A 22,200-nucleotide genomic window follows, 5' to 3' on the forward strand; every position below is an offset into this window, starting at 1 on the left:
CCTATGATCGTTATCGTCAAACCGCAAGCCACCGCAGAGCAGATGGAGCATCTGTTGGAGCGTATCCGCCAGTACGGTCTGCAGCCCATGGTCAGTACCGGCTCTGAGCGCACCGTGGTGGGCCTGTTGGGGGACGAGCGCTTGCTGCCTGACGGCGCACTGGAATCCTTGCCCGCCGTGGAACAGGTCATGCCCATTCTCAAGCCCTACAAGCTCGTCAGCCGCGAGTTCAAATCCACCGATACGGTCATTGAAGTGCGGGGGATCCCCATCGGTGGCAGGCAGATTCAGGTGATCGCAGGCCCCTGCTCGGTTGAAACGCCCGAGCAGATGCGCAGTTCCGCAGAAGCCGTCAAGGCGGCGGGGTGCCGTCTGATGCGTGGCGGGGCATTCAAACCCCGTACCAGTCCCTACACTTTTCAGGGCGTGGGTGACGAGGGCTTGGATTATTTCCGGACCGCTGCAGATGCCGCCGGTCTGCCCATTGTTACCGAACTGATGGATGTCCGCAAGATTGATCTATTTCTGGAAAAAGGAGTGGACATCATCCAGATCGGTACGCGCAACATGCAGAATTTTGATCTCCTCAAGGAAGTCGGTCGCCTGGACGTGCCGGTCATCCTCAAGCGTGGCCTGAGCGCCACCATAAAGGAATGGCTCATGGCGGCAGAATATATCGCCGCCCACGGCAACCACAGGATTATTTTTGCCGAACGTGGCATCCGTACCTTTGAAACGGCCTATCGCAACGTCCTCGACGTCACGGCCATACCGGTTCTCAAGCGAGAGACCCACCTGCCGGTCATCGTCGATCCCAGTCACGCGGGTGGTAAAGCCTGGCTCGTGCCGCAATTATCCAAGGCGGCCATTGCGGCGGGTGCAGATGGTTTGTTGGTGGAGTCGCATCCCTGCCCCGAAGAAGCCTGGTGTGATGCCGATCAGGCTCTGAGTCCGGAGCAACTCACGACGCTGATGGGCGATCTGCGCAGGATTGCCGAGGCCATTGGCCGCGAACTCTAGCATGCCGGACGTCCCCTTCCAGCGAATCGTCATCGTCGGCCTGGGCCTGATGGGCGGCAGTATCGCCAAGGCCCTGCGCAGCAGGGGCTTCGCCGGATCGCTGGTGGGTGTGGTCGTCGATGCGCAAGCGGTTCGGCGACTGCGTTCTGCGGCAAAGTATTGGCGGATCAGCCTGACCTGCGAACCGGAACCGGCGTTGCGAAATGCCGATCTGGTGCTGCTCGCCACCCCTCCGCAAATCGCCCTGCGGCAGTTGCCGGAACTGGTACGCCATATATCTGCTACGGGGATGGTCAGCGATGTCGCCAGCATCAAGACGCCGGTGGCGCAACTGGGCCGTCAGTTGCTGGGAGATCGCTTTATCCCGGGGCATCCCGTGGTGGGTGGGGAAAAAACCGGATTTGCGGCAGCGCGGAAAAATCTTTATCAGGGCGCGCGCGTCATCCTGACGCCCCTGCCGGAACAGGCTCCCGCCGCGCTGGACGCGGTGTGCGGTTTCTGGCAATGCCTCGGTGCGACCGTTTCGCAAATGACGCCGGAGGCGCATGACCAGGCTCTTGCCGCGACCAGCCATCTGCCTCATCTGCTGGCCTTTGCCTACATGGCGGGCCTGGCGGATCAGGTCCCCGCTCTGCGGGATCTCGCCGGCGGCGGTCTGCGTGATTTTTCCCGGATAGCGGCCTCTGACCCCGATCTCTGGACTGCCATCCTCTCGGAGAATCGATCGGCCGTCGTACAGCATCTGAAGGCGTTGCAGGAAAATCTCGACACTGTCCGGCAGATGCTCGCAGGGGACGACACACGCACCCTGAAAGCCTTTCTGAAGCAGGGCCGCGCCTGCCGTCAACAGTTTCAATTTCCTCCGCTAACCTACTGAATCATGACTCGATATCTCGTTCGTCCAGGCAGTCGGCTTGCCGGCCGTTTCCCGGTCCCGGGAGACAAATCCATTTCCCACCGTGCGGTCATTCTCGGGGCGCTTGCTGAAGGTGTCACTGAAGTGGAGGGGTTGCTGGAGGGCGCCGATGTGCTGGCCACCATCGCCGCTTTTCGCAGCATGGGGGTGCAGATGGAAGGCCCCGATAAAGGGCATCTGCGCATTCATGGGGCTGGCCTGCAGGGGCTGCGCGCGCCCGTTGTTCCTCTGGATTGCGGGAATTCCGGTACCGCCATGCGTCTCTTGGCGGGAGTGCTGGCCGGACAGCCTTTCCCCAGCACCCTGGTTGGCGACGCCAGTTTGCAGAAGCGGCCCATGGGCCGCATTCTGAACCCGTTGCGTGCCATGGGCGCGGAAATCGCCGCCCAGGATGGCAGGGCACCTTTACATATTCATGGGCGGCCCCTGCACGGCATCGACTATGCCCTGCCGGTGGCGAGCGCCCAGGTCAAATCCGCCGTGTTGTTGGCCGGACTGTATGCCGACGGACAAACCTGCGTGACCGAGCCCGCACCCACCCGCGATCACAGCGAGCGGATGCTGCAAGGTTTTGGCCAACCGGTGGAGCGTCATGGCCCGCGCGCCTGCCTGCGCGGCGGTGGCCGGTTGTGCGGGCAGGCGCTGCAGGTGCCGGGCGATATTTCGTCGGCCGCGTTCTTCCTGCTCGGCGCCACCATCGCGCCGGGCTCCGATCTCACCCTGGAAGGAGTTGGTATCAATCCGACCCGGACCGGTATCATCGAAATCCTCACCCGCATGGGCGCCCGGATCGATCTGACGGCCTTGCGTGAAGTGGGCGGTGAGCCAGTCGCTGATATCCGCGTTCGCTATGCACCATTGCAAGGTATCGCTATCCCACCTCGGCTGGTACCTCTGGCTATCGATGAATTCCCCGCGCTGTTCATAGCGGCGGCGTGTGCGAAGGGGCAGACGGTGATTACCGGTGCCGAGGAACTCCGTGTCAAGGAAAGCGACCGCATCGCGGTAATGGCTGGAGGGCTGCGCGCGCTGGGTGCTACGGTAGAAGAGCGTGTGGATGGCGCCATTATCAGCGGATCAGCGCTGCTGGGCGGCCGGGTGGACAGTCATGGGGATCATCGTATTGCGATGGCTTTTGCCATGGCCGCACTGGTGGCGCAGGGGGATATGGAAATCCTGGACTGTGCCAATGTGGCGACGTCCTTTCCGAGTTTTCCCGCGCTGGCGCAGCAGGCGGGGCTGCTGCTGGAGGTGGCAAGCGCATGAATATCGTCCCCGTCATCACCCTGGATGGGCCCGGCGGGGTCGGTAAGGGCACGCTGGGTCGTCTCTTGGCCCATGATCTGGGTTGGCATCTGCTGGACAGCGGCGCTATATACCGCGCGCTGGCGCTGGCGGCGCAACGTGCCGGACTGGATGCAGATAACGAAACAGCCCTGTCCGGGCTGGCGCGTACCTTGCCGCTGGGTTTTCGCGGCGCCGCCGACGAAACCCATGTGCTACTCGGAGGGGAAGTTGTGGATGCGGAAATCCGCACCCCTGAAGTCAGCGCGCTGACCTCACGGATTGCGGCAATTCCTGCGGTTCGTGCGGCCTTGTTGCAACGGCAGCGGGATTTTCGCCGGGCACCGGGACTGGTGGCCGATGGCCGGGATATGGGGACGGTGGTTTTTCCGGACGCACCGCTCAAGGTGTTTCTTACCGCCAGTGCCGAAGAGCGCGGTAAGCGCCGTCTGAATCAGTTGATGGAACAGGGTATTAGTGCTAGTCTCGCCACAGTTGTGGCGGAAATTGCGGAACGCGATGCCCGGGACCAGCAGCGCAGCGTGGCACCGCTCCGGCCCGCGCCCGATGCAAAGATCCTGGATACCAGCGAACAAAGCGTTTCCGACACATACAGGGTCCTGCAAAGCTGGGTTCGATCTGCTTTTCAGGAAAATTGAAACCGCCATTCATGGCATCGAGCAGTGATTCAAGGGGCGCCCATGGCGTGCCCGGTAAATGAGGCCTACTGAAATTTATGACCACCCCTAACGCTGAAATGCTTGTTGAACCCAGTTTTGCCGAGATGTTTGAAGAAAGCCAGAGCACCCAGGGCCTCAAGCCCGGCGAGTTGCTCACCGGCATCGTGACCCGCGTCGATAACGACTTTGTCATCGTTGACGTGGGCCTCAAGTCTGAAGGGCCGATTCCTGCCGAGCAGTTCCGCAATGCGGAAGGCGAAATAGAGGTGAAGGTCGGGGACTCCGTAGAGGTCTGTCTGGAGTTGGTGGAAGACGGTATGGGCGAAACCCGTCTCTCCCGTGAAAAAGCCCGCCGAGCCAAGACCTGGGTCGACCTGGAGAAGTCCTTCAACGACAACGCCGTGGTACATGGCTTCCTCACCGGCAAGGTGAAAGGTGGTTTCACCGTCAGTATCGACGGTGTGCGTGCCTTCCTGCCCGGCTCTCTGGTCGACGTGCGCCCGGTACGGGATGTGGCGTATCTCGAAGGCAAAGACCTCGAGATGAAGATCATCAAGCTGGACCGCAAGCGCAACAACGTGGTGGTCTCCCGCCGTGCGGTGGTCGAGCAGGAACAGAGCGTGGAACGCGGCGCACTGCTCGAAAGCATTCAGGAAGGCGCGGTCCTCGAGGGCGTGGTCAAGAACCTCACCGATTACGGCGCGTTTATCGACCTGGGTGGTATCGACGGCCTGCTGCATATCACCGATATGGGCTGGCGCCGGGTCAAGCATCCCAGCGAAGTGGTCACCGTGGGCGGTGAAGTGCGTGTTCTGGTCCTGAAGTTCGACCGCGAGCGCGGCCGTATCTCTCTCGGTATGAAGCAGCTGGGTGAAGACCCCTGGCGCGATATCGCCCGCCGTTATCCGGAGGCCACCCGAATTTTCGGTAAGGTCACCAACGTTACGGATTACGGCGCGTTCGTCGAGATCGAGGAAGGTGTCGAAGGTTTGGTGCATGTCTCCGAAATCGACTGGACCAACAAGAACATCAATCCGGCCAAGGCCCTGCATGTCGGCCAGGAAGTCGAAGTGATGATCCTGGATATCGACGAAGAGCGCCGCCGCATTTCGCTGGGTATCAAACAGTGCCTGCCCAATCCGTGGGACGACTTCGCACAGAACTTCCAGAAGGGCGATCGTGTCTCCGGTCAGATCAAGAGTATTACCGACTTCGGCGTGTTCGTCGGTCTGGATGGTGGTATCGACGGCCTGATCCATCTTTCCGATCTCGCCTGGGACCGTACCGGCGAAGAAGCGGTACGGGACTTCAAGAAAGGCGATACTCTGGATGCGGTGGTTCTCAGCATTGATCCGGAGCGGGAGCGTATCAGTCTGGGCGTCAAGCAGATGGAAACCGATCCGTTCATCCAGTTTGTGGTGGCCAATGAAAAGGGCGCCTTGGTGGAAGGTGAGGTGATTTCGGTGGACAGCCGTGGTGCTGAGATTCGGCTTGGCGAGGGCGTGGAAGGATTCCTGCCCCATCGTGAACTGGCGCGTGGTGTGACCTTGTCAGCCGGGGATAAGATCGAAGTCAGCATTGCGATGGTGGACCGCAAGAACCGTACCCTGACGCTCAGCACCAAGGCTCGGGAAGCCGCCGTTTCCCAGGAAGATCAAACAGCGGCGGTACAGCAATATGCGCGTAGTGCGGCGACGGGCACCACCAGTCTGGGCGATCTGATCAAAGAACAGCTCAAGCGTAAGCAGGAAGAAGAAAGTTAAGCGCAAGCCTTCTCTCCGGATCATGTGCTGATCGGGAATATGGGTAACTGAGGTGGCGTCAGGGAAAGGCTTTTTTGAAGCGTTAACCTGCCGCTTGCCTTTTTGATTTTATGATGTCCTGTCAATTCACCATTCTTTGTAAGAAGCTAATAAACCATGACTAAATCAGAATTGATCAAAAACATCAGCGCACAATATCCGCACTTGAGTGTTCGTGATATTGAAATGGCTACCCGTCAGATGCTCGATTATCTGAGCGACGCGCTGGCTGAAGGGGAACGTATTGAAATTCGTGGTTTCGGAAGTTTTTCCATGCATGTGCGCCCTGCCAAGCAGGGGCGTAATCCGAAAACGGGAGAGCCGGTTCTGGTGCCTGAAAAGCGGGTTCCGCATTTCAAGCCGGGCAAGGAGCTCCGTGAGCAGGTTGATTACCCGGAAGCGGTTGCGGGTGGCAAGGCTTAATTGACGGTTCGGCGTGGTGGATACCGTCGTCGTCCTCGTCCTGCTGTTGGCGATCGCGCTGGGCGTCTGGATCGGTCGGGTTACTTCTCCGCGAAAACCTGTGCCGGATGTCCCGGACACGATTCCCGAAATTTACATTCAGGGACTCAACCATCTCCTCAGTGAGCGCAATGATGAGGCGGTGGAGGTTTTTCTGGATGCCCTGCGGCAACACCCCGAAAGCGTTGATATTCTACTCGCCTTGGGGCGACTCTTCCGGCGCCGCGGAGAGTTGGAGCGCGCCTTGCGGGTACATCAGTACCTTCTGGATCAGCCGGCGCTGGCATCTGATTTGCGGCAGAGTGTACTCTTCGAGATTGCACAGGATTACCTCAAGGCCGGGATTCTCGATCGGGCCGAGTCCATCCTCAAAGAACTACTGGATCGTCAACCCGACCATTTGGAGGGCCTTGCCACGCTTGCCGAGTTGTACGAACTGGGCAGCGAGTGGGCCAAGTCTATCGCCGTGCGTCAGCAGTTGCACAAAACGGGTACGCAGGGCCAGCGTCCGGTGATTGCCATGCTCTACGGTGAGCTCGCCGAGCAGTCTTTGCTCGCGGGAAAAGCAGAGCAGGCAGGGGTCTTTTTAGGGATGGCGCGCAAGGAGGACCCGGAGAATCCACGGGCATTGGTGGTCGGCGGGCGTATCGCCTTTGACCGGCAGAACTGGGACGATGCCTTCGATCTCTGGAGAAAACTGCTGGATTCTCGGGTGGAGTCCGTAGTCCTGCTGGTTCTGGAACCATTTTTGAGCGTTTTACCACATGTTGCGAATGGCGTGGATGCGCAAAAGGCACGGGAACGCCTGTTGAATATGTGTCGTTCGCCGCTGGCGGTAAAACTTCTGGCGCATGCCCTGCAGGGCGTTGAAGGAACCTTGGCGGCGACAACGTATTTAAGGCATCTGCTATTGCGGCAGCCGGACATGCGGGTGATGCAGGTTCTGTTGGAACTGGATCCCGAGGCGCCAGATCCAACATTGTATCCCGTTATGGCGATGGCAGTCAGAGGACTTTCGGTAGAACCGGCGGTTTTCCATTGTCAGTCCTGTGGTTATCAGAGTCCTCAGTATTATTGGCGTTGCCCTAGTTGCCGTCAGTGGGGCACTTTTTCCGGAGGGTGCAGCTTGTGATTTCTCCGCTCATCATTGCGTTGGATTATGCGGATGAACGCGATGCCCTGATTTTGGCGGATCAACTTGATCCCGCCCAGTGCCGGGTCAAAGTAGGCAAGGAACTTTTCACTGCAAGTGGCCCCTCCATTGTGGAGCGTCTGCAGGAACGGGGTTTCGACGTATTCCTGGACCTCAAGTTTCACGATATCCCGCAGACTGTTGCCAAAGCCTGCAGGGCGGCATCCCGGCTCGGCGTATGGATGCTCAATGTTCACGCCAGCGGTGGTAGTGCCATGCTGCGCGCAGCGCGTGAAGCCGTGGAAGACGGCGGCGGAACCCGGCGCCCGCTTCTGATTGCGGTGACGGTGCTCACCAGTATGGACGATGACGCGCTGCACGAAGTAGGGGTGAACAGTTCGGTGGTGGAGCAGGTTGGGCGTCTGGCGACACTGGCTGCGGCATGTGCACTGGATGGCCTCGTCTGTTCCGCGCTGGAGGCGGACCGTCTGCGCAATGTGCTGCCTGAGCTTCTGCGGGTGACTCCGGGGATTCGACCCGCGCAGTACGCGGAGGACGATCAACGACGTATCATGACGCCTGCGGCGGCACTGGCAGCGGGTTCGGACTTTCTGGTGGTAGGCCGGCCGGTCACGGCTGCGGTGGACCCGGCGCGGGCTCTCGGCCAGATATTGAATGAGTTGGTGGCTAAACCCGGCGATTCGCGGGAACCCGGCTGATATGCCGGATGGAGGCGGTGCTATGGCTGTCCCCCGCATCATACTAACCATGGAGAAGAAATTACTGTGACTGCAGACGAAGTGGTGGCGCTGTACAAAGAAGACGGGGCGCTGCTCCATGGACATTTTCTGTTATCCTCCGGGCTGCATAGCGATACCTACCTGCAGTCGGCCAGGGTGCTGCAATATCCTGGGCACGCTGCGCGACTGTGTGCGGCGATGGTGGCGGGTATTCCTGATGATCTGCGGCGGCGCATCTCCTGTGTCGTGGGGCCAGCCATGGGTGCGGTTCTGGTATCCTACGAATGCGGCCGTGCGCTGGGGGTACGCAGCCTGTTTACCGAACGGGAAGCCGGGCAGATGGTGCTGCGCCGGGGCTTTGTGCTGGCGCCGGGTGAGGGTGTCCTGGTGGTCGAAGATATTACGACGACAGGGGGCTCGACGCGGGAATGTATGGCGGCTGTTACCGCAGCAGGTGGGCAGGTATTGGCGGCATCAGCGATCATTGACCGCAGTTCGGGATTCAGCGATTTTGACGGCGCACCATTTTTCCCCCTATTGAAGCTCCCCGTGCTTACCTGGGAAGCTGCCGCCTGCCCTCTCTGCGCGGCAGGTGGAACGCCCGTCAAACCAGGGAGCCGTGGTCTGTCCTGACCTTGAGGGGCGGGCGGCTTGTGTTTACTATCGACGTATAGGCTTAGATAAAATGCAAAAGAAGGATCAGTTCATGCAAATTTCGACACCGGAGGCTGCGCCTCTGGAAAGACACATCCATGTGACCATTCCCGCCAGCGAAGTGGAGAGCGGGGTTTCCCAGCGTCTGCGTAACAAGGCCCGCTCCGCACGTTTGCCGGGTTTCCGGCCCGGCAAGGCGCCCATGACACTCATCGAACGCCATTATGGTTCCGATGCCCTGATGGAGACCTTCGACCATCTTATCAACGAACGCTATTCTCAGGCGGTGCGTGACGAATCTTTACGTCCGGTTGGAAGACCGGAAGTGCAGGTCGAGAAAGGTGGCCGCGGCGAGGACCTCGTGTTTACGGCCGTGGTAGAGGTATATCCCGAATTTGATCCGCAGGTGCCGGACGCCACCGTTATCCGCAAGACGGCTGAAGTGACGGATGCTGACGTGGATGCCACCATAGATATCATGCGTCAGCAGCGGCGTTTTTATGTGTCCGCCGAGCGTCCTGCCCAGGACGAAGATCGGGTCACCGTGGATTTTCAGGGGACCATCGATGGTGTCCCCATGGCGGGTGGCGATGTGACTAATTATTCCGTGGTGCTGGGCTCCGGCCGCTTGCTGCCGGATATCGAACAGGGATTGCTGGGGATGTCCGCGGGAGAAGACCGGACCGTCGCGGTGCAGTTTCCGGCAGAATATCATGTGGCGGAGCTCGCCGGCCAAGCCGCCCAGTTCCATCTGCAGGTCCGGGAAGTGGCGGCGCCCCAGTTGCCCGAAGTGGATGCGGCTTTTGCCCTGGCGCTGGGTATCGAGGATGGAGACGTTGCCGTATTACGGCAGGAAGTGCGGGAAAATCTCGAACGTGAAGCGCAGCGGATCAGCCGCGGCCAGGTAAAAGCGCAGATTCTGGACCTGGTAGTGGCGAGCAACCACCCCGATTTGCCCAGGCAAATGATCGGGCAGGAGCTGGAGCGTTTGCAAAAAGACGCCAATGCAGCGGCCGGTGGCGATCTGGACGCGCTGGCCAGGCGCCGGGTGGTGCTCGGCCTGGTGTTGTCGGAAATCGTCCGGCGTGAAAAGCTGCGGGCATCCCCGGCGGAAGTCACTCAGGTTATCCGGGATATGTCCGAGCAGTATGAAGACCCGGAACAGTTCATAAGCTGGTACCGTAGTAATCCCGAGCAGATGGAGCAGGCCGAAGCCCTGGTGCTGGAAGACAAAGTGGTGGCATGGCTTCTGGAGCGTGTTAAAGTGAGTGACGAGGCCGTCAGCTTTAACCAGCTCATCGGCCGGGCGCCGACAGGTGAAACAAACGCGGAATAACCGGTGTCCGACGCTGGCCCGTGTCAACAGACAGGAGCATGGATTATGTGGAAACAGACTGGAGACCAGATGGCGCCCGCCGTACAGGGGCTGGGATATGTGCCCATGGTGGTCGAGCAGACCGGACGCGGTGAGCGGTCCTATGACATTTACTCCCGTCTGCTCAAGGAGCGGGTGGTTTTTCTGGTGGGCCAGGTGGAAGACATGATGGCCAACCTGGTGGTCGCCCAGTTGCTTTTTCTGGAGGCGGAAAATCCCGATAAAGATATCGCGCTATATATCAACAGCCCGGGAGGCTCTGTCACGGCTGGCATGGCGATTTATGACACGATGCAGTTTGTTCGCCCGAAGATCAGTACGGTCTGCATCGGTCAGGCGGCGAGCATGGGCGCCGTGTTGCTGGCCGCCGGCGCCGAAGGCAAGCGTTATGCGTTGCCTAACGCACGGATCATGCTGCACCAGCCCTCCGGCGGTTTTCAGGGGCAGGCGCATGATATCGAAATTCATACCAAAGAGATTCTGCGTATCCGGGAGCGGCTCAATGATATTCTGGTCCATCATACCGGGCAGGGCCGGGAACGCATCGAGCAGGATCTCGACAGAGACTTTTTCATGTCGGCCGAAGAGGCCCAAACCTACCATCTTGTGGACGCCGTGATCAGTCATCGCGGTGAAAACGAGACCGCCTGAACAGGCAGGAGAACAGCTATGGCTGGAAAGCATGAGGGAAGCGGGGAAAAGACGCTCTATTGTTCGTTCTGTGGCAAGAGCCAGCACGAAGTCCGCAAGCTGATCGCCGGTCCTTCGGTATTCATCTGTGACGAATGCATCGAGTTGTGCAATGACATCGTCAAGGACGAGATACTGGACGACCACAGCGAGGCTCAGGACAAGCTGCCCAAGCCCATGGAAATCCGTAAAACGCTGGATGATTACGTCATTGGTCAGGATGTTGCCAAAAAAGTCTTGTCCGTGGCGGTTTACAATCATTACAAGCGACTGGAACATGGCGGCAAGGACAATGAGGTGGAGCTGGATAAGAGCAACATCCTGCTCATCGGCCCCACCGGTTCGGGCAAGACCCTGCTGGCGCAGACCCTGGCGCGCCTCCTGAACGTGCCCTTTGCCATGGCCGATGCCACGACACTCACGGAGGCCGGCTATGTCGGTGAGGATGTCGAAAACATCATTCAGAAACTGCTGCAGAAGTGTGACTACGATGTGGAAAAGGCGCAGACCGGCATCGTCTATATCGATGAGATCGACAAGATCACCCGCAAGTCCGAGAACCCCTCCATCACCCGTGATGTTTCCGGTGAAGGCGTGCAGCAGGCGTTACTCAAGCTGATTGAAGGGACGGTGGCCTCGGTTCCGCCACAAGGCGGCCGCAAACACCCGCAACAGGAGTTCCTGCAGGTGGACACCCGGCATATCCTCTTCATCTGTGGTGGTGCCTTTGCGGGTCTGGAGAAGTCGGTCTCCGCGCGTCTGGAGAAGGGCGGTATGGGCTTCAATGCGCCCCTCAAGCGCCGCGACAAGGAAGCGACCGCCGCCATGCTGATGCAGAATCTGGAGCCGGAAGACCTGGTGCGTTATGGCCTGATTCCGGAGTTCGTCGGGCGTCTGCCCATTCTGGCGCTGCTGGAAGAGCTGGACGAAGAGGCCCTCATTTCCATCCTCACCGATCCAAAGAATGCCTTGGTGAAGCAGTACCAGAAGCTTTTTGCCCTGGAAGGCGTGACCCTGGAGTTCCGCACCGAGGCGTTGCGCGCCATTGCCAAAAAGGCACTGGCCCGCAAGACCGGGGCACGTGGTTTGCGTTCCATTCTTGAGCAGATTCTGCTGGATACGATGTACGAATTGCCCTCTATGAGTGGCGTGAAAAAGGTGGTGGTGGATGCCGCCGTCGTGGAAAGCGGCACGAAGCCGCTGCTGGTTTACGATGATGCTGCCAAGGTGGATATGTCTCATCCGGCCTGAAGCCGGGCGGGGATAGTCCTTGAAATGCCCCATCGACGACCCCATCTGCGTTGCTATTGGTAGTAATCACCTGCTTTTGGAGTAGACCGTGGCCAAAATCGATAGAAGTCTCCTGGTGGAAGAGGAAGCACAGATGGTGCCGGTGTTGCCTCTGCGCGATGTTGTGGTGTTTCCGTTCATGGTAATCCCGCTTTTCGTGGGGCGGGCAAAGTCGATTCGCGCCCTGGAAGATGCGATGTCTGGTGAAAAGCAGATTCTGCTGGTATCGCAAAAAAATGCCGCGGACGATGACCCTCAACCGGAGAATATTTACCGGATCGGTACGCTGGCGACGATTCTGCAGTTGCTCAAGTTGCCCGATGGTACGGTCAAGGTGCTGGTCGAAGGTACGGACCGGGCTAAAATCGTATCTTTCCTGCCGGCGGAGGAATCCCTGCGCGCTCAGGTACAGATCGTGGCCAGTGGTGCGGCAAATGATCGTGAGCTGGAAGCGCTCATGCGTTCGGTCAGCGCCCAGTTCGAGGCCTATGTCAAGCTGAACAAAAAAATCCCCCCGGAGATTCTATCCACCCTGGCGAGCATGGATGATCCCGCACGACTGGCCGACACCGTTGCGGCCCATCTCGGCCTCAAACTCGAAGAAAAGCAGGAAATTCTGGAGAAGGCGGACACCCGCGCCCGGCTGGAGCATCTGCTGGGCATGATGGAGTCTGAAATCGACCTGCTGCAGGTGGAAAAGCGCATCCGCGGTCGGGTCAAGCGGCAGATGGAAAAGAGTCAGCGCGAGTATTATCTGAATGAGCAGATGAAGGCTATTCAGAAAGAGCTGGGTGATCTGTCCGAAGAGGGCGGTGGTGAGTTGGATGAGCTGGCACGTAAAATCGACAAGGCTGGGATGCCGAAGGATGTACGGGCCAAGGCCGACGCCGAGTTGAAAAAACTGCGGATGATGAGCCCCATGTCGGCAGAGGCAACCGTGGTGCGCAACTATATCGACTGGCTGGTGGGGGTGCCGTGGCGTAAACGCAGCAAAATCACCAAGGATCTCAAGCGGGCCAAGGCCATTCTCGATGCGGATCATTACGGCCTGGAAGACGTCAAGGAGCGCATTCTCGAATATCTTGCCGTACAGGAACGGGTCGGCAACAGCCGCGGTCCCATCCTGTGTCTGGTGGGTCCCCCCGGCGTGGGCAAGACCAGCCTGGGGCGCTCCATCGCTGCGGCGACCGGACGTAAATTCGTGCGGATGTCCTTGGGTGGTGTGCGCGACGAAGCGGAAATCCGCGGACATCGGCGCACCTACATCGGGGCCCTGCCGGGTAAAATCATCCAGAGCCTGGCCAAGATTGCTACGCGCAATCCGCTGATGTTGTTGGATGAAGTGGATAAGATGGCGATGGATTTCCGGGGGGATCCGGCCTCCGCGCTTCTGGAAGTGCTGGATCCCGAGCAGAACGCGACGTTCAGCGACCATTACCTGGAAGTGGACTTCAATCTGTCCGAGGTGATGTTCGTTACCACGGCGAACACACTCAATATCCCGGCCCCATTGATGGACCGCATGGAGGTAATCCGGATCTCCGGATACACCGAAGACGAAAAGATCCACATCGCCACCAAGTATCTTCTGCCCAAGCAGATAGAAAAGGCGGGGTTGCAGGACGGGGAAATGCAGGTGTCCCAAACCGTCATCCGGGATATCATCCGTTACTACACGCGGGAAGCGGGTGTGCGTAATCTGGAACGGGAACTCGCACGCATTTGCCGGAAGGTGGTAAAGGAACTCCTGCTCGACAAAAAGCGCACGCGTGTGCAGGTTTCGGATCGCAATCTGGACAAGTATCTCGGGGTGCGCCGCTTCGACTTTGGCAAGGCGGAAAAGGAAAACCGTATCGGTGAGGTCACCGGACTGGCCTGGACTGAGGTGGGTGGTGAGTTGCTGAGTATCGAGGCGGTGGTCGTGCCGGGTCGCGGCAAGCTGCTGATCACCGGTAAGCTGGGCGATGTCATGCAAGAATCCATCCAGGCGGCCATGAGTGTGGTTCGTGCGCGGTCGCGGGCGCTGGGCATTCCCGCAGATTTTTACCAGAACCATGACTTCCATATCCATGTGCCGGAAGGCGCCACGCCAAAAGACGGGCCCAGCGCAGGCATCGGCATGGCCACTGCCTTGGTATCGGCACTGACCAATATTCCGGTACATGCCACGGTCGCCATGACCGGGGAGATCACGCTGCGCGGCGAGGTCCTGCCCATCGGTGGGTTAAAGGAGAAGTTGCTTGCGGCACATCGCGGCGGCATCAGTACGGTCTTGATTCCGGCGGAGAATGAAAAGGATCTGCAGGAAATCCCCAAAAACGTGCGTGATGCGCTGACCATCAAGGTGGTGCGGTGGATTGACGAGGTTCTGGCGATCGCGCTGGAGTCTTCGCCGACACCTTTGCCGCCTGAAAGCGGCGGCGACGTGCTGGTTGGTGTGGTGCCCGGCAAAGAGTCTTCCGAGGACAAGGCCATGGCACATTAGAGGCGATATGAGGGCTCATTCCCGCAATTTTAATAACGGAGAACGAGTCCAGAATGCGGCGATATCCAATGTTGATGTCCCTGATGGTGATGATTCCGGTGGGAAGGTCTGGCCGTCCTTTGTGACGTTGGGCATTTTATGCACTTTCTTGACAATCCTTTTTTTACCCTGCTCTAACGTTTTCTGGATAGAGTTGATGCGCAGTTATACCTAGTAACCGAGTCCATAACAGGAGAAAGAAATATGAATAAATCGGAGTTGATCGAGAAGATTGCAGAAGAAGCTGGCGTGACCCGTGCCGCCGCCGGCCATACTCTGGATGCGCTTGTCAAGGTGGTTACTGACGCGCTCAAGGCTGGTGATCAGGTAACTCTGGTCGGTTTCGGTTCATTTCTTGTTTCCAGCCGTGAGGCGCGCAAAGGCCGTAATCCCGCTACCGGCGCGGAAATCATGATCGCCGCAAGTCGCACGCCTAAATTTAAGGCTGGTAAAGCGTTGCGTGATGCAGTAAACTAGCGCGTCTGGTTTGGGCGGTTAGCTCAGTTGGTAGAGCGTCGGCTTTACACGCCGAATGTCGGGGGTTCGAGCCCCTCACCGCCCACCACCAATTTTATTGGGGTGGTAGTTCAGTTGGTTAGAATGCCGGCCTGTCACGCCGGAGGTCGCGGGTTCGAGCCCCGTCCGCCCCGCCAATGCGAGTAAGGCGACCCTTTTGGGGCGCCTTTTTTTATGTCGGTATTGCGCGGTGGCGTGAATACCGATATCCGCCAATAGAACTGTTCAGGTGTTTTCTAAAATTAGTTGTTGGAGCCGTCTTTAGCCTGTTTTTTGGTGTTCCGGTTTTCGGGGGATATATTTATGATGGAAACGTTTCGGAATTTCGGCAGATCGTGGGTGGCAAAATCACTCATGGTTTTAATCGCGTTGTCTTTCGTGCTTTGGGGCGTAAGCGGGTATTTATTCTCCGGACACTCAACCTCATCTGTCGTGGCGACGGTGGATGGCCAGAAGATCAGCGATGCCGCATTTCAGAAACGTATGAAAGATGCCCTGGCGCGTTATAGCCATATTTTCGGTGCAACGACGGCGGCGAAGATGGCGGCGGATAGGAGCTTCGGTCTGGAGGTGCTTAATGGTTTGATTGACAATATGCTTTTGGGCATGGAGGCGGGTCGTCTGGGCTTGCAGGTGCCCGATGCTGCGTTGGCGAAAAAAATCGAATCCATTCCAGCCTTTCAGGAGAAGGGCGCTTTTTCCAAAAATCTTTACCAGAAATTGCTGGCTGCCAATGGAATGACACCGGCACAGTTTGAAGACATGCTGCGGGAAAGCATGCGTCTGGAGCAGTTGCAAGTCGTTCCTCAGGTTATAGCCACGGCATCGAAGGTCGAGGCCACCCGGATTTGGGCTTGGTCACAGGAGTACCGTGATGTCAGCACGGTAGATATCCGGGATAGCGACTTTGCTGCGGCCGCCAGGCCAACGGCTACCCAGGTGGCCGATTACTACCATGCCCACATGGATCAATTCCGGTTGCCGGCGCAGGTGCAGGTACAGTATGTGGTGCTGGGGCCGAAGGATTTTGTCGCCAAGAGTGGCGCTCCGACCAGCCCGGCGGTCAGTTCTCCCCCTGTAGCGACCCCACATCCCGCTGTTGCTGTTAATAGTTCTGCTGAAAACGCCTTCCAGGCCCAAGTGGAGAATTTCAAGGATCGCCTGTTCAGCAGCCCCGATGGGTTGAACGCGGTTGCCAAAGCCTATGGCCTGACGGTTCAGGAAAGTGGCGTACTTACCGCTGGCCAGGTGCTTACCAAAGGACCTTTTTCCGACGCCAAAGCGCTTGATCTGGCGTTTAGCAAGGCGGTGCTCGCCGGAAAAAATAGCACGGCGCTCACCTTGGCGAACGGGGATTTGCTGGCGGTGCATCTGCTTCACTATACGCCAGGTAGTGTCCAACCCCTGAGTGCCGTCGCAGGAGCCATTACGGCAAAACTAAGCACGGAAAAGGCGGAGCAACTGGCCCAGAAGAAAGCGCAGGCATTGCTGACCGCGGCGCGTCAGGCGAAAGATATGAACATGCTGACAGACCATGGCGCCTATCCGCTGCATGCGTACCGCGATGTAACCATACGTAATGCGCTGGGGTTGGATAAAGCGGTGTTGGAGGCGGCTTTCACGGCGCCCGCACCGGTTGGCGGTGTCCCCTCCATGGATATGGTGAAGACGTCGTCGGGCTACCAGATTTTTGCCGTTACACGCGTAACTGCCCCTGCCGCAGCGGCCATAAATCCCAAAGTGACGGCGCAAATTCGTGCCTCTTCTGGAGGAGCAAAGGGGCCGTCTACTGTCGACCGCCTATCTGAAGGACTTGCGGGAACATGCCAGGGTGAAGATCAACAATGCACAGTTGGCGCAGATTGCGCGTTGATCCCCGGTTCGCTATCGCCGTCCTTCCCGGTCTTGGGAATGACCTGTAGGGGCGGTCAGCCGTTGCAGCAGAGCGGCCAGCGCAGCGCTGAACATACCGATCAGGGCGCCGCCAAGCACATCGGCGGGGAAATGTGCGCCGACCGCCATGCGTGACCATGCCACCAGCACCGCATACACCGCAGCGGGTATCCACAGGATTTTGGAGGCCTTTCCCAGGAGCAGGCTGCCGACGAGCAGAAAGGCCATTGCCGCATGGCCGGAGGGAAAGCTGTGCCAATATTCCGGCCTTCCCACCACATGTACCGACAGAGACCCAAGTGCAACCACGGGGCGGGGATAAGCGAGCCCTGATTTGAGCGCCACGACGATCAGCCACACGGCCAACTCACCGACGGCGAAATCCCAGACAACAGCAAAGGGCAGCGTCAGGGGCCTTAGCCGGAAGATCACCACGAGCAGGGCCATCCAGACGGGAAAATAAGCAGGCTGGGCAACCCACGATACCATCTCCATGGCCGCTGAAAGCATCGGCGTATCACTCAGGTGATTCACCGCCAGAAAGATGCGGTCATTCCACCCGTACCATGTATACCATTCCGGCTGCGGGAGCATCGTGGACAACGTCAGCTCATACCCAGGGCGACAAGCCAAAGTCCGACCCCGCCCAGAGCACTGAGCATGGCCATGCCGAAAAGCCAGACCCTTCCAGTCAAGGCCGTGATAGAGGCCAGTGAGATGGCGATTTGTAAAAAGATCATCGCAATGGCCATATCGTTATGTGGTTTGTTCAATTGCTCCGAACGCATATTGGCCGCTGTGGAAAGTTGCTCCAGTTGCCGGGCTTCGGCCTGAACGGTCTTTTTCTGGCCCGTATATTTGATGATTTCCTTCTGGTAAGGCCCTGCCTGATTCTGCGGAGTCAGATCCACAGCCAGTTGCATGAGGTGCTCTTTGGTGCTGATGGCCTGGTAGTAGTTCCACTGGTCCGTCGCCTTGGCTTTCTCCAGCACCGCCTCGTTCTTGGCCAGCAACACCTCGTTCATCAGATGAGTCCCCTGATAACTGACAACCGCGCCGATGGTGGCCAGCAGCGCGGTGAAGATGGCCACCCACTGACTGAGGGAATGCTTGTGGGCGGGGGGTTCGGCAGCCACATGAGCGGCTTCTTCGTGCGGGGCATGGGTGTGCAGAGATTCGCTCATGGATTTTGTCCTTTTCACTGGAATGGTTGGCGTAGGGAACCGGAAGGCCCTGCGGCGCCGCAATTATCCTCTATCGCCGCAATTCTGCCTAGCAGTCACACGGCAGGCCCATATCTTCAGGAAACCTGCTCAGATATAATCCGCGCAATTCTGTTATGTTCTTCGGGGATATCGGCACGAGCCCCCTTTATACCCTCAGCTCCGTCTTTTTCCTCCCTGGGCGACCTTGCCCATGGTGGTGATCTCGGGCATATTGACCTGACCGGTCGGCCAGCTTATAAAACGCCCACTCAGGAGGGGAACGATGTCCGTCATACCAGAACTTCACGGAGCCTCCAGCGAGGCGGATGTGTTGCAGCAATTGCCCGAGGACGTGCGGGAGCGCATCAAGGATCGCTGGCGGATTTATCAACTCCGCCATCATCCCTCCTGGTGGCGGAGGCTGACGCTGTTTTTGAGCCTGATCGGGCCGGGTATCCTGGTGATGATCGCCGACAACGATGCCGGAGGCGTGATTACCTATGCCCAGACCGGAGCGATGTATGGTATCGGTTTCTTCGTTCCCTTCCTGCTGCTCATGATCCCGGTGGCCTATGTGGTGCAGGAGATGACCGTGCGTCTTGGCGCGGTGACTCACCGGGGACATGCCGAGATGATCTGGGGGCGTTATGGCGCTTTCTGGGGGGTGTTTTCGCTGCTGGATCTGACGGTGGCGAATATCCTGACCCTGGTGACGGAGTTTATCGGTATCCGGGTCGGTATGAGCGTGTTTTCTGTGCCGCCGGTTCTTTCGGTCGCTGTGGCCTGGACCTTTCTCGCCGGGACCATGATCTTTCTGCATTATAACACCTGGGAGCGGCTGGCATTGTGGATTGCCGCGGGCAATATCGTATTTGTGCCCCTGGCTATCGCGGCGCACCCGGACTGGGGCCAGGTTATTGCTGCGGTGGGCAACTGGCACATTCCGGTGGGGACTGCGGTAGGCGCCTTTACCTATGTCGTACTCGCCAATCTCGGAACGACGATCGCGCCGTGGATGCTCTTTTTTCAGCAGTCCTCGGTGGTCGACAAGGGCCTTACGGTCAATGACATCCCCAGTGGCCAGGCCGATACCGCCTTCGGAAGCCTTTCCATGGGTATCATCGCCATTGCCATCGTCATTTTGACGGGTACTCTGGCGTATGGGCACCTCAATACCGCCCAGTTTGACATCCAGGCGATCCTCCATCTGTTACGAGAGAGCAGCCTCGGTAGTGTCGGGACCGCATTGTTCGCTCTGGGCCTCGTCGAGTCGGGGCTGATTGCGGCCATTGCCATTACGGCAAGTACTTCCTGGGCGGTGGGCGAGGCACTCAAGCTGCCCCGAAGTCTGAACCTTCGGCCGCAACGGGCCTTGCCCTTTTATCTGTCCGGTATCCTGAGCGCCGGGATGGCTGCTCTGGTGGTGCTGATTCCTCAAATCCCACTGGGTTTTCTGAACCTGACCGTACAGGTAATCGCTTCCATATTCATGCCTGCGGCGATGTTGTTTTTGCTCATGCTGCTGAATGATCGCGAGATCATGGGGAGCTATGTGAACCGGCGCTGGCAAAATTATTCAGCATTCGCCATCGTTGGTTTCCTTATTCTGGCCAATGCCGTTTATGGCTATACCGTCGTCTTCCCGTCCGCCTGAGGAGCTTTGTATGCATTCTAAAGAAGACTTTCATTCCGCGGCGACACCGGAATTTCTGGCGTTTCTGGAAGATGAAGTCCATCAGGAGCCCAAACCGCTGACCCGTGCGCCGATCCGGGGATGGATACAGGTAGCCTTCTGGGGGCTGCGTATTTACATCGCGGTCATGCTGATCATGGTGGCCATCGGTTTTGCGCGTGGCATACATTGACATCCTCATCAACGCCCGTTTCCGCATCTACTTTTCGTCTGGACTGGCCGGCAAAAGTCATTTTCTTCGCCATCCTGTCGTCCATTTTTTTGGCGGCGATGGACCAGACCGTGGTCTCCACCGCCCTGCCGACCATCGCCCGCGATCTCCATGGCCTGGCCAAACTACCCTGGATCGTGACCGCTTATCTGCTGACCTCCACCGTCTGTTTGCCGGTATACGGTAAACTGGGGGATCTTCTGGGGCGCAAGTATCTCCTGCAATCGGCAGTGTTGCTGTTTTTGGCAGGATCGGTTTTGTCCGGCCAGGCGCAAACCATTGACGAGCTGATGGTGTTCCGGGCCTTGCAGGGGATTGGCGGTGGCGGTTTGCTGGTGACCGCCATCGCCTCCATCTCGGACTTCATTCCCATCACCCAGCGCAGCCGTTATCAGGGGCTGGTGGGCGCCGCTTTTGGTCTCGCGACCTTGGTCGGGCCCTTTCTCGGTGGCTTTATCGTGGAGACCATGGGCTGGCGTTGGATATTCTATATCAATGTGCCCATCGGTATATTTTCCTTTTTCGTCATCGGCTTCGCCTTTCCCAGACCGAAAACGGCCGAAAAGGTGCGGATGGATGTACCGGGAACGGTCCTGCTGACCACCAGCCTGAGCGCCCTGGTGTTATTTGCCAGCGTGTCCGGGACGGTGTTGCCCTGGGATTCCGCCGGACCATGGCTTCTTCTCGCCGCGGGGCTGAGCGCGTTCGGCGGATTTATACGGATCGAGCGGCATCATCCGGAACCTCTGTTGCCGCTCGCTTTTTTTCGTTTCAGAACTTTTTCGCTGAGTGTAATCATCTCTTTTTTTGTCGGGGTGGCGATGCTCGGTTCCGTCAGCTTTCTGCCCATTTATTTGCAGGATGTGCGTGGTTTCTCGCCGACTGCCTCCGGTCTGGAACTGCTATTTTTGCTCCTGGGCATGTTGGCAATGTCGGTGCTGACCGGGCGCCGGATCAGCCGGACTCAGCGTTATCGGGAGTTTCCCATCGCCGGCGCCCTGCTCATCACCCTAGCGCTTGGGCTGCTTTCCATGCTCGGGCAGCATACGCCCATGTGGCGCATCGACGCGGTACTGGTGCTGCTGGGACTGGGGCTGGGCACGACCATGCAGGTCTTGGTGCTCTCTGCCCAGCTTGCGGTGCCGCACCGCCACCTGGGGGTGGCGACGTCAACCGTCACCCTGTTCCGTTCCATGGGCGGCACTCTGGGGGTTGCGGCTTTCGGCGCGGTGTTTTCTGCCTTTTTGGCGGGGGGATCTCACGGTTATGCCCAGGAGGGGGCGCCTGCCCTGATCGTCCAGACGCTGCATGCGGACTTTTTGATCGCAGCGCTGTTCAGCTTTGCCGCATCGGTCTGTGCGTGGTTTTTGGAGGATATGCACGTGCTCGTCAAGCGCCGGGATGCCCTCGATCGAGGGTGATCATCGAGTAAGCTGAGGATGGGTGGCGAGTAATTCTTCCGCTTCCTGACAGAGCGCGCGTCGCTCGAGAATGGTGGCGGGCAGACGGCCGCCCGCCTGCCGCCACAGAACGGCCGCACGGATGCCGCTGAGGAGGAGGGTGCGGATGCGTGCGGCATCGTCCGGGTCGCTCAGGAAACGGCTCTCTCCGCTGACGATGATGCGCGGGCGGAGAATGCCGATGGCCTCGGTGTACGTCTGGGCGAGCCCGGCAACGATGCTGCGCTGCATCGGATCAGCAAAGTGGGCGATCTGGCGTTGGGCCTGCTCGACGCCTTCCTGGACGCGCCGGGTGGCCGAGGCGTTTTTGAGGAGGCGCTTGCCGAGGGTGGTCAGCGCCATGCTGTAGCGCAGCAGTTCGGCCTCCCGGGCGTTGCCGGGGCCGCGTTGCAGCAGCGGGCAGAGCAGCGCCAGAGAGTGACGCAGGCTGTCGATATCGCCCAGGGCACGCAGGCTGTCCTTGCTGTCCAGCGCCAGAACGCTCCTGATGCAGGTCTGCAGCAGGTCTCCGGGTTGTGCGCCATTACGCGCGATGTCTTGCACCAGCAGGGCGCTGCGCAGGACACCGGCGAGGCCCAGGGCGCGGTCGCGCCGCCGCCGGGCGTCAGGGAGAAGGAATGACCACATGGGTTTGCGCCTGTCGTAGGAGAAGG

General features: G+C 58.9%; 20 protein-coding genes, 2 tRNA genes and 1 pseudogene. 20 read left to right on the plus strand and 3 right to left on the minus strand.

Going from position 1 to position 22,200, the window contains the following annotated elements; genetic code table 11:
• Nucleotides 1–3 precede the first annotated feature (3 nt).
• The 17 genes and pseudogenes from aroF to AFE_RS16710 all read left to right on the plus strand — a co-directional run.
• Nucleotides 4–1,020, plus strand: coding sequence for a 3-deoxy-7-phosphoheptulonate synthase (gene aroF, locus AFE_RS04220; RefSeq protein ID WP_012536422.1), 1,017 nt, complete (start codon nucleotides 4–6; stop codon nucleotides 1,018–1,020).
• Between the two features lies 1 nt (nucleotide 1,021).
• Nucleotides 1,022–1,897, plus strand: coding sequence for a prephenate dehydrogenase (locus AFE_RS04225; RefSeq protein WP_012536423.1), 876 nt, complete (start codon nucleotides 1,022–1,024; stop codon nucleotides 1,895–1,897).
• Nucleotides 1,898–1,900: 3 nt separating this feature from the next.
• Nucleotides 1,901–3,202 carry a 3-phosphoshikimate 1-carboxyvinyltransferase gene (gene aroA / locus AFE_RS04230; protein WP_012536424.1) on the plus strand — a complete coding sequence of 434 codons (1,302 nt, stop codon included), beginning with the start codon at nucleotides 1,901–1,903 and terminating at the stop codon, nucleotides 3,200–3,202.
• Nucleotides 3,199–3,879 (plus strand): (d)CMP kinase, encoded by a 681-nt coding sequence (gene cmk / locus AFE_RS04235; RefSeq protein ID WP_009560813.1) that lies wholly within the window; start codon nucleotides 3,199–3,201, stop codon nucleotides 3,877–3,879. Before aroA ends, cmk begins: the two co-directional genes overlap by 4 nt.
• Nucleotides 3,880–3,956: 77 nt before the next feature.
• Nucleotides 3,957–5,663 carry a 30S ribosomal protein S1 gene (gene rpsA / locus AFE_RS04240; protein WP_012536425.1) on the plus strand — a complete coding sequence of 569 codons (1,707 nt, stop codon included), beginning with the start codon at nucleotides 3,957–3,959 and terminating at the stop codon, nucleotides 5,661–5,663.
• 156 nt (nucleotides 5,664–5,819) lie between these two features.
• On the plus strand, nucleotides 5,820–6,125 hold the full coding sequence (locus AFE_RS04245) for an integration host factor subunit beta (RefSeq protein WP_009567461.1): 306 nt from the start codon (nucleotides 5,820–5,822) through the stop codon (nucleotides 6,123–6,125).
• Between the two features lie 16 nt (nucleotides 6,126–6,141).
• Nucleotides 6,142–7,296, plus strand: a complete 1,155-nt coding sequence (locus AFE_RS04250) for a tetratricopeptide repeat protein (protein WP_012606683.1) — start codon at nucleotides 6,142–6,144, stop codon at nucleotides 7,294–7,296.
• Nucleotides 7,293–8,015, plus strand: coding sequence for an orotidine-5'-phosphate decarboxylase (gene pyrF, locus AFE_RS04255; protein WP_012536427.1), 723 nt, complete (start codon nucleotides 7,293–7,295; stop codon nucleotides 8,013–8,015). Before AFE_RS04250 ends, pyrF begins: the two co-directional genes overlap by 4 nt.
• A 66-nt stretch (nucleotides 8,016–8,081) precedes the next feature.
• On the plus strand, nucleotides 8,082–8,669 hold the full coding sequence (gene pyrE / locus AFE_RS04260; RefSeq protein ID WP_012536428.1) for an orotate phosphoribosyltransferase: 588 nt from the start codon (nucleotides 8,082–8,084) through the stop codon (nucleotides 8,667–8,669).
• Between the two features lie 73 nt (nucleotides 8,670–8,742).
• Nucleotides 8,743–10,026, plus strand: a complete 1,284-nt coding sequence (gene tig / locus AFE_RS04265) for a trigger factor (protein ID WP_225487425.1) — start codon at nucleotides 8,743–8,745, stop codon at nucleotides 10,024–10,026.
• A 45-nt stretch (nucleotides 10,027–10,071) separates the two neighbouring features.
• Nucleotides 10,072–10,716 carry an ATP-dependent Clp endopeptidase proteolytic subunit ClpP gene (gene clpP, locus AFE_RS04270; protein WP_012536429.1) on the plus strand — a complete coding sequence of 215 codons (645 nt, stop codon included), beginning with the start codon at nucleotides 10,072–10,074 and terminating at the stop codon, nucleotides 10,714–10,716.
• 18 nt (nucleotides 10,717–10,734) lie between these two features.
• Nucleotides 10,735–12,006: an ATP-dependent Clp protease ATP-binding subunit ClpX gene (gene clpX, locus AFE_RS04275; RefSeq protein WP_012536430.1), complete on the plus strand. Its 1,272-nt coding sequence runs from the start codon at nucleotides 10,735–10,737 to the stop codon at nucleotides 12,004–12,006.
• An 88-nt stretch (nucleotides 12,007–12,094) separates the two neighbouring features.
• On the plus strand, nucleotides 12,095–14,530 hold the full coding sequence (gene lon, locus AFE_RS04280; RefSeq protein WP_012536431.1) for an endopeptidase La: 2,436 nt from the start codon (nucleotides 12,095–12,097) through the stop codon (nucleotides 14,528–14,530).
• A 243-nt stretch (nucleotides 14,531–14,773) separates the two neighbouring features.
• Nucleotides 14,774–15,046, plus strand: a complete 273-nt coding sequence (locus AFE_RS04285) for an HU family DNA-binding protein (protein WP_012536433.1) — start codon at nucleotides 14,774–14,776, stop codon at nucleotides 15,044–15,046.
• 12 nt (nucleotides 15,047–15,058) lie between these two features.
• Nucleotides 15,059–15,134: transfer RNA gene (locus tag AFE_RS04290), tRNA-Val, on the plus strand.
• Between the two features lie 11 nt (nucleotides 15,135–15,145).
• Nucleotides 15,146–15,222: transfer RNA gene (locus AFE_RS04295), tRNA-Asp, on the plus strand.
• Nucleotides 15,223–15,439: 217 nt separating this feature from the next.
• Nucleotides 15,440–15,823 (plus strand): annotated as a pseudogene (locus AFE_RS16710) (SurA N-terminal domain-containing protein); the annotation flags it as partial.
• 1,146 nt (nucleotides 15,824–16,969) lie between these two features.
• Here the strand turns inward: AFE_RS16710 and AFE_RS04305 are convergent.
• Complete coding sequence (locus AFE_RS04305) at nucleotides 16,970–17,572, minus strand: phosphatase PAP2 family protein (RefSeq protein WP_012536435.1); 603 nt, start codon at nucleotides 17,570–17,572, stop codon at nucleotides 16,970–16,972.
• Nucleotides 17,573–17,583: 11 nt separating this feature from the next.
• The gene (locus AFE_RS04310) at nucleotides 17,584–18,162 is read right to left on the minus strand and encodes a DUF4337 domain-containing protein (RefSeq protein WP_012536436.1); all 579 of its coding nucleotides are present in this window, start codon (nucleotides 18,160–18,162) and stop codon (nucleotides 17,584–17,586) included.
• A gap of 304 nt (nucleotides 18,163–18,466) precedes the next feature.
• On the opposite strand from AFE_RS04310, the gene AFE_RS04315 reads away from it, so the two are divergent.
• The 3 genes from AFE_RS04315 to AFE_RS04325 are packed head-to-tail and all read left to right on the plus strand — an operon-like array spanning nucleotide 18,467 to nucleotide 21,508.
• Nucleotides 18,467–19,837 (plus strand): NRAMP family divalent metal transporter, encoded by a 1,371-nt coding sequence (locus AFE_RS04315; protein ID WP_012536437.1) that lies wholly within the window; start codon nucleotides 18,467–18,469, stop codon nucleotides 19,835–19,837.
• 10 nt (nucleotides 19,838–19,847) lie between these two features.
• Nucleotides 19,848–20,048 carry a hypothetical protein gene (locus AFE_RS04320; RefSeq protein ID WP_009564133.1) on the plus strand — a complete coding sequence of 67 codons (201 nt, stop codon included), beginning with the start codon at nucleotides 19,848–19,850 and terminating at the stop codon, nucleotides 20,046–20,048.
• Complete coding sequence (locus tag AFE_RS04325) at nucleotides 20,045–21,508, plus strand: MDR family MFS transporter (RefSeq protein WP_012536438.1); 1,464 nt, start codon at nucleotides 20,045–20,047, stop codon at nucleotides 21,506–21,508. Before AFE_RS04320 ends, AFE_RS04325 begins: the two co-directional genes overlap by 4 nt.
• Here the strand turns inward: AFE_RS04325 and hflD are convergent, their stop codons facing one another.
• Nucleotides 21,509–22,174 (minus strand): high frequency lysogenization protein HflD, encoded by a 666-nt coding sequence (gene hflD, locus AFE_RS04330; RefSeq protein ID WP_012536439.1) that lies wholly within the window; start codon nucleotides 22,172–22,174, stop codon nucleotides 21,509–21,511.
• Nucleotides 22,175–22,200 lie beyond the last annotated feature (26 nt).

The sequence above is a fragment of the Acidithiobacillus ferrooxidans ATCC 23270 genome (assembly GCF_000021485.1).
GTDB classification, from domain to species: domain Bacteria; phylum Pseudomonadota; class Gammaproteobacteria; order Acidithiobacillales; family Acidithiobacillaceae; genus Acidithiobacillus; species Acidithiobacillus ferrooxidans.

What these genes read in the sequence shown, in the direction of transcription:
- aroF (WP_012536422.1), top strand. Translation starts at nt 4, where the DNA reads ATGATCGTTATCGTCAAACCGCAAGCCACCGCAGAGCAGATGGAGCAT.
- AFE_RS04225 (WP_012536423.1), top strand. Translation starts at nt 1,022, where the DNA reads ATGCCGGACGTCCCCTTCCAGCGAATCGTCATCGTCGGCCTGGGCCTG.
- aroA (WP_012536424.1), top strand. Translation starts at nt 1,901, where the DNA reads ATGACTCGATATCTCGTTCGTCCAGGCAGTCGGCTTGCCGGCCGTTTC.
- cmk (WP_009560813.1), top strand. Translation starts at nt 3,199, where the DNA reads ATGAATATCGTCCCCGTCATCACCCTGGATGGGCCCGGCGGGGTCGGT.
- rpsA (WP_012536425.1), top strand. Translation starts at nt 3,957, where the DNA reads ATGACCACCCCTAACGCTGAAATGCTTGTTGAACCCAGTTTTGCCGAG.
- AFE_RS04245 (WP_009567461.1), top strand. Translation starts at nt 5,820, where the DNA reads ATGACTAAATCAGAATTGATCAAAAACATCAGCGCACAATATCCGCAC.
- tig (WP_225487425.1), top strand. Translation starts at nt 8,743, where the DNA reads ATGCAAATTTCGACACCGGAGGCTGCGCCTCTGGAAAGACACATCCAT.
- clpP (WP_012536429.1), top strand. Translation starts at nt 10,072, where the DNA reads ATGTGGAAACAGACTGGAGACCAGATGGCGCCCGCCGTACAGGGGCTG.
- clpX (WP_012536430.1), top strand. Translation starts at nt 10,735, where the DNA reads ATGGCTGGAAAGCATGAGGGAAGCGGGGAAAAGACGCTCTATTGTTCG.
- AFE_RS04285 (WP_012536433.1), top strand. Translation starts at nt 14,774, where the DNA reads ATGAATAAATCGGAGTTGATCGAGAAGATTGCAGAAGAAGCTGGCGTG.
- AFE_RS04305 (WP_012536435.1), bottom strand. Translation starts at nt 17,572, where the DNA reads ATGCTCCCGCAGCCGGAATGGTATACATGGTACGGGTGGAATGACCGC.
- AFE_RS04310 (WP_012536436.1), bottom strand. Translation starts at nt 18,162, where the DNA reads ATGAGCGAATCTCTGCACACCCATGCCCCGCACGAAGAAGCCGCTCAT.
- AFE_RS04315 (WP_012536437.1), top strand. Translation starts at nt 18,467, where the DNA reads ATGTCCGTCATACCAGAACTTCACGGAGCCTCCAGCGAGGCGGATGTG.
- AFE_RS04320 (WP_009564133.1), top strand. Translation starts at nt 19,848, where the DNA reads ATGCATTCTAAAGAAGACTTTCATTCCGCGGCGACACCGGAATTTCTG.
- hflD (WP_012536439.1), bottom strand. Translation starts at nt 22,174, where the DNA reads ATGTGGTCATTCCTTCTCCCTGACGCCCGGCGGCGGCGCGACCGCGCC.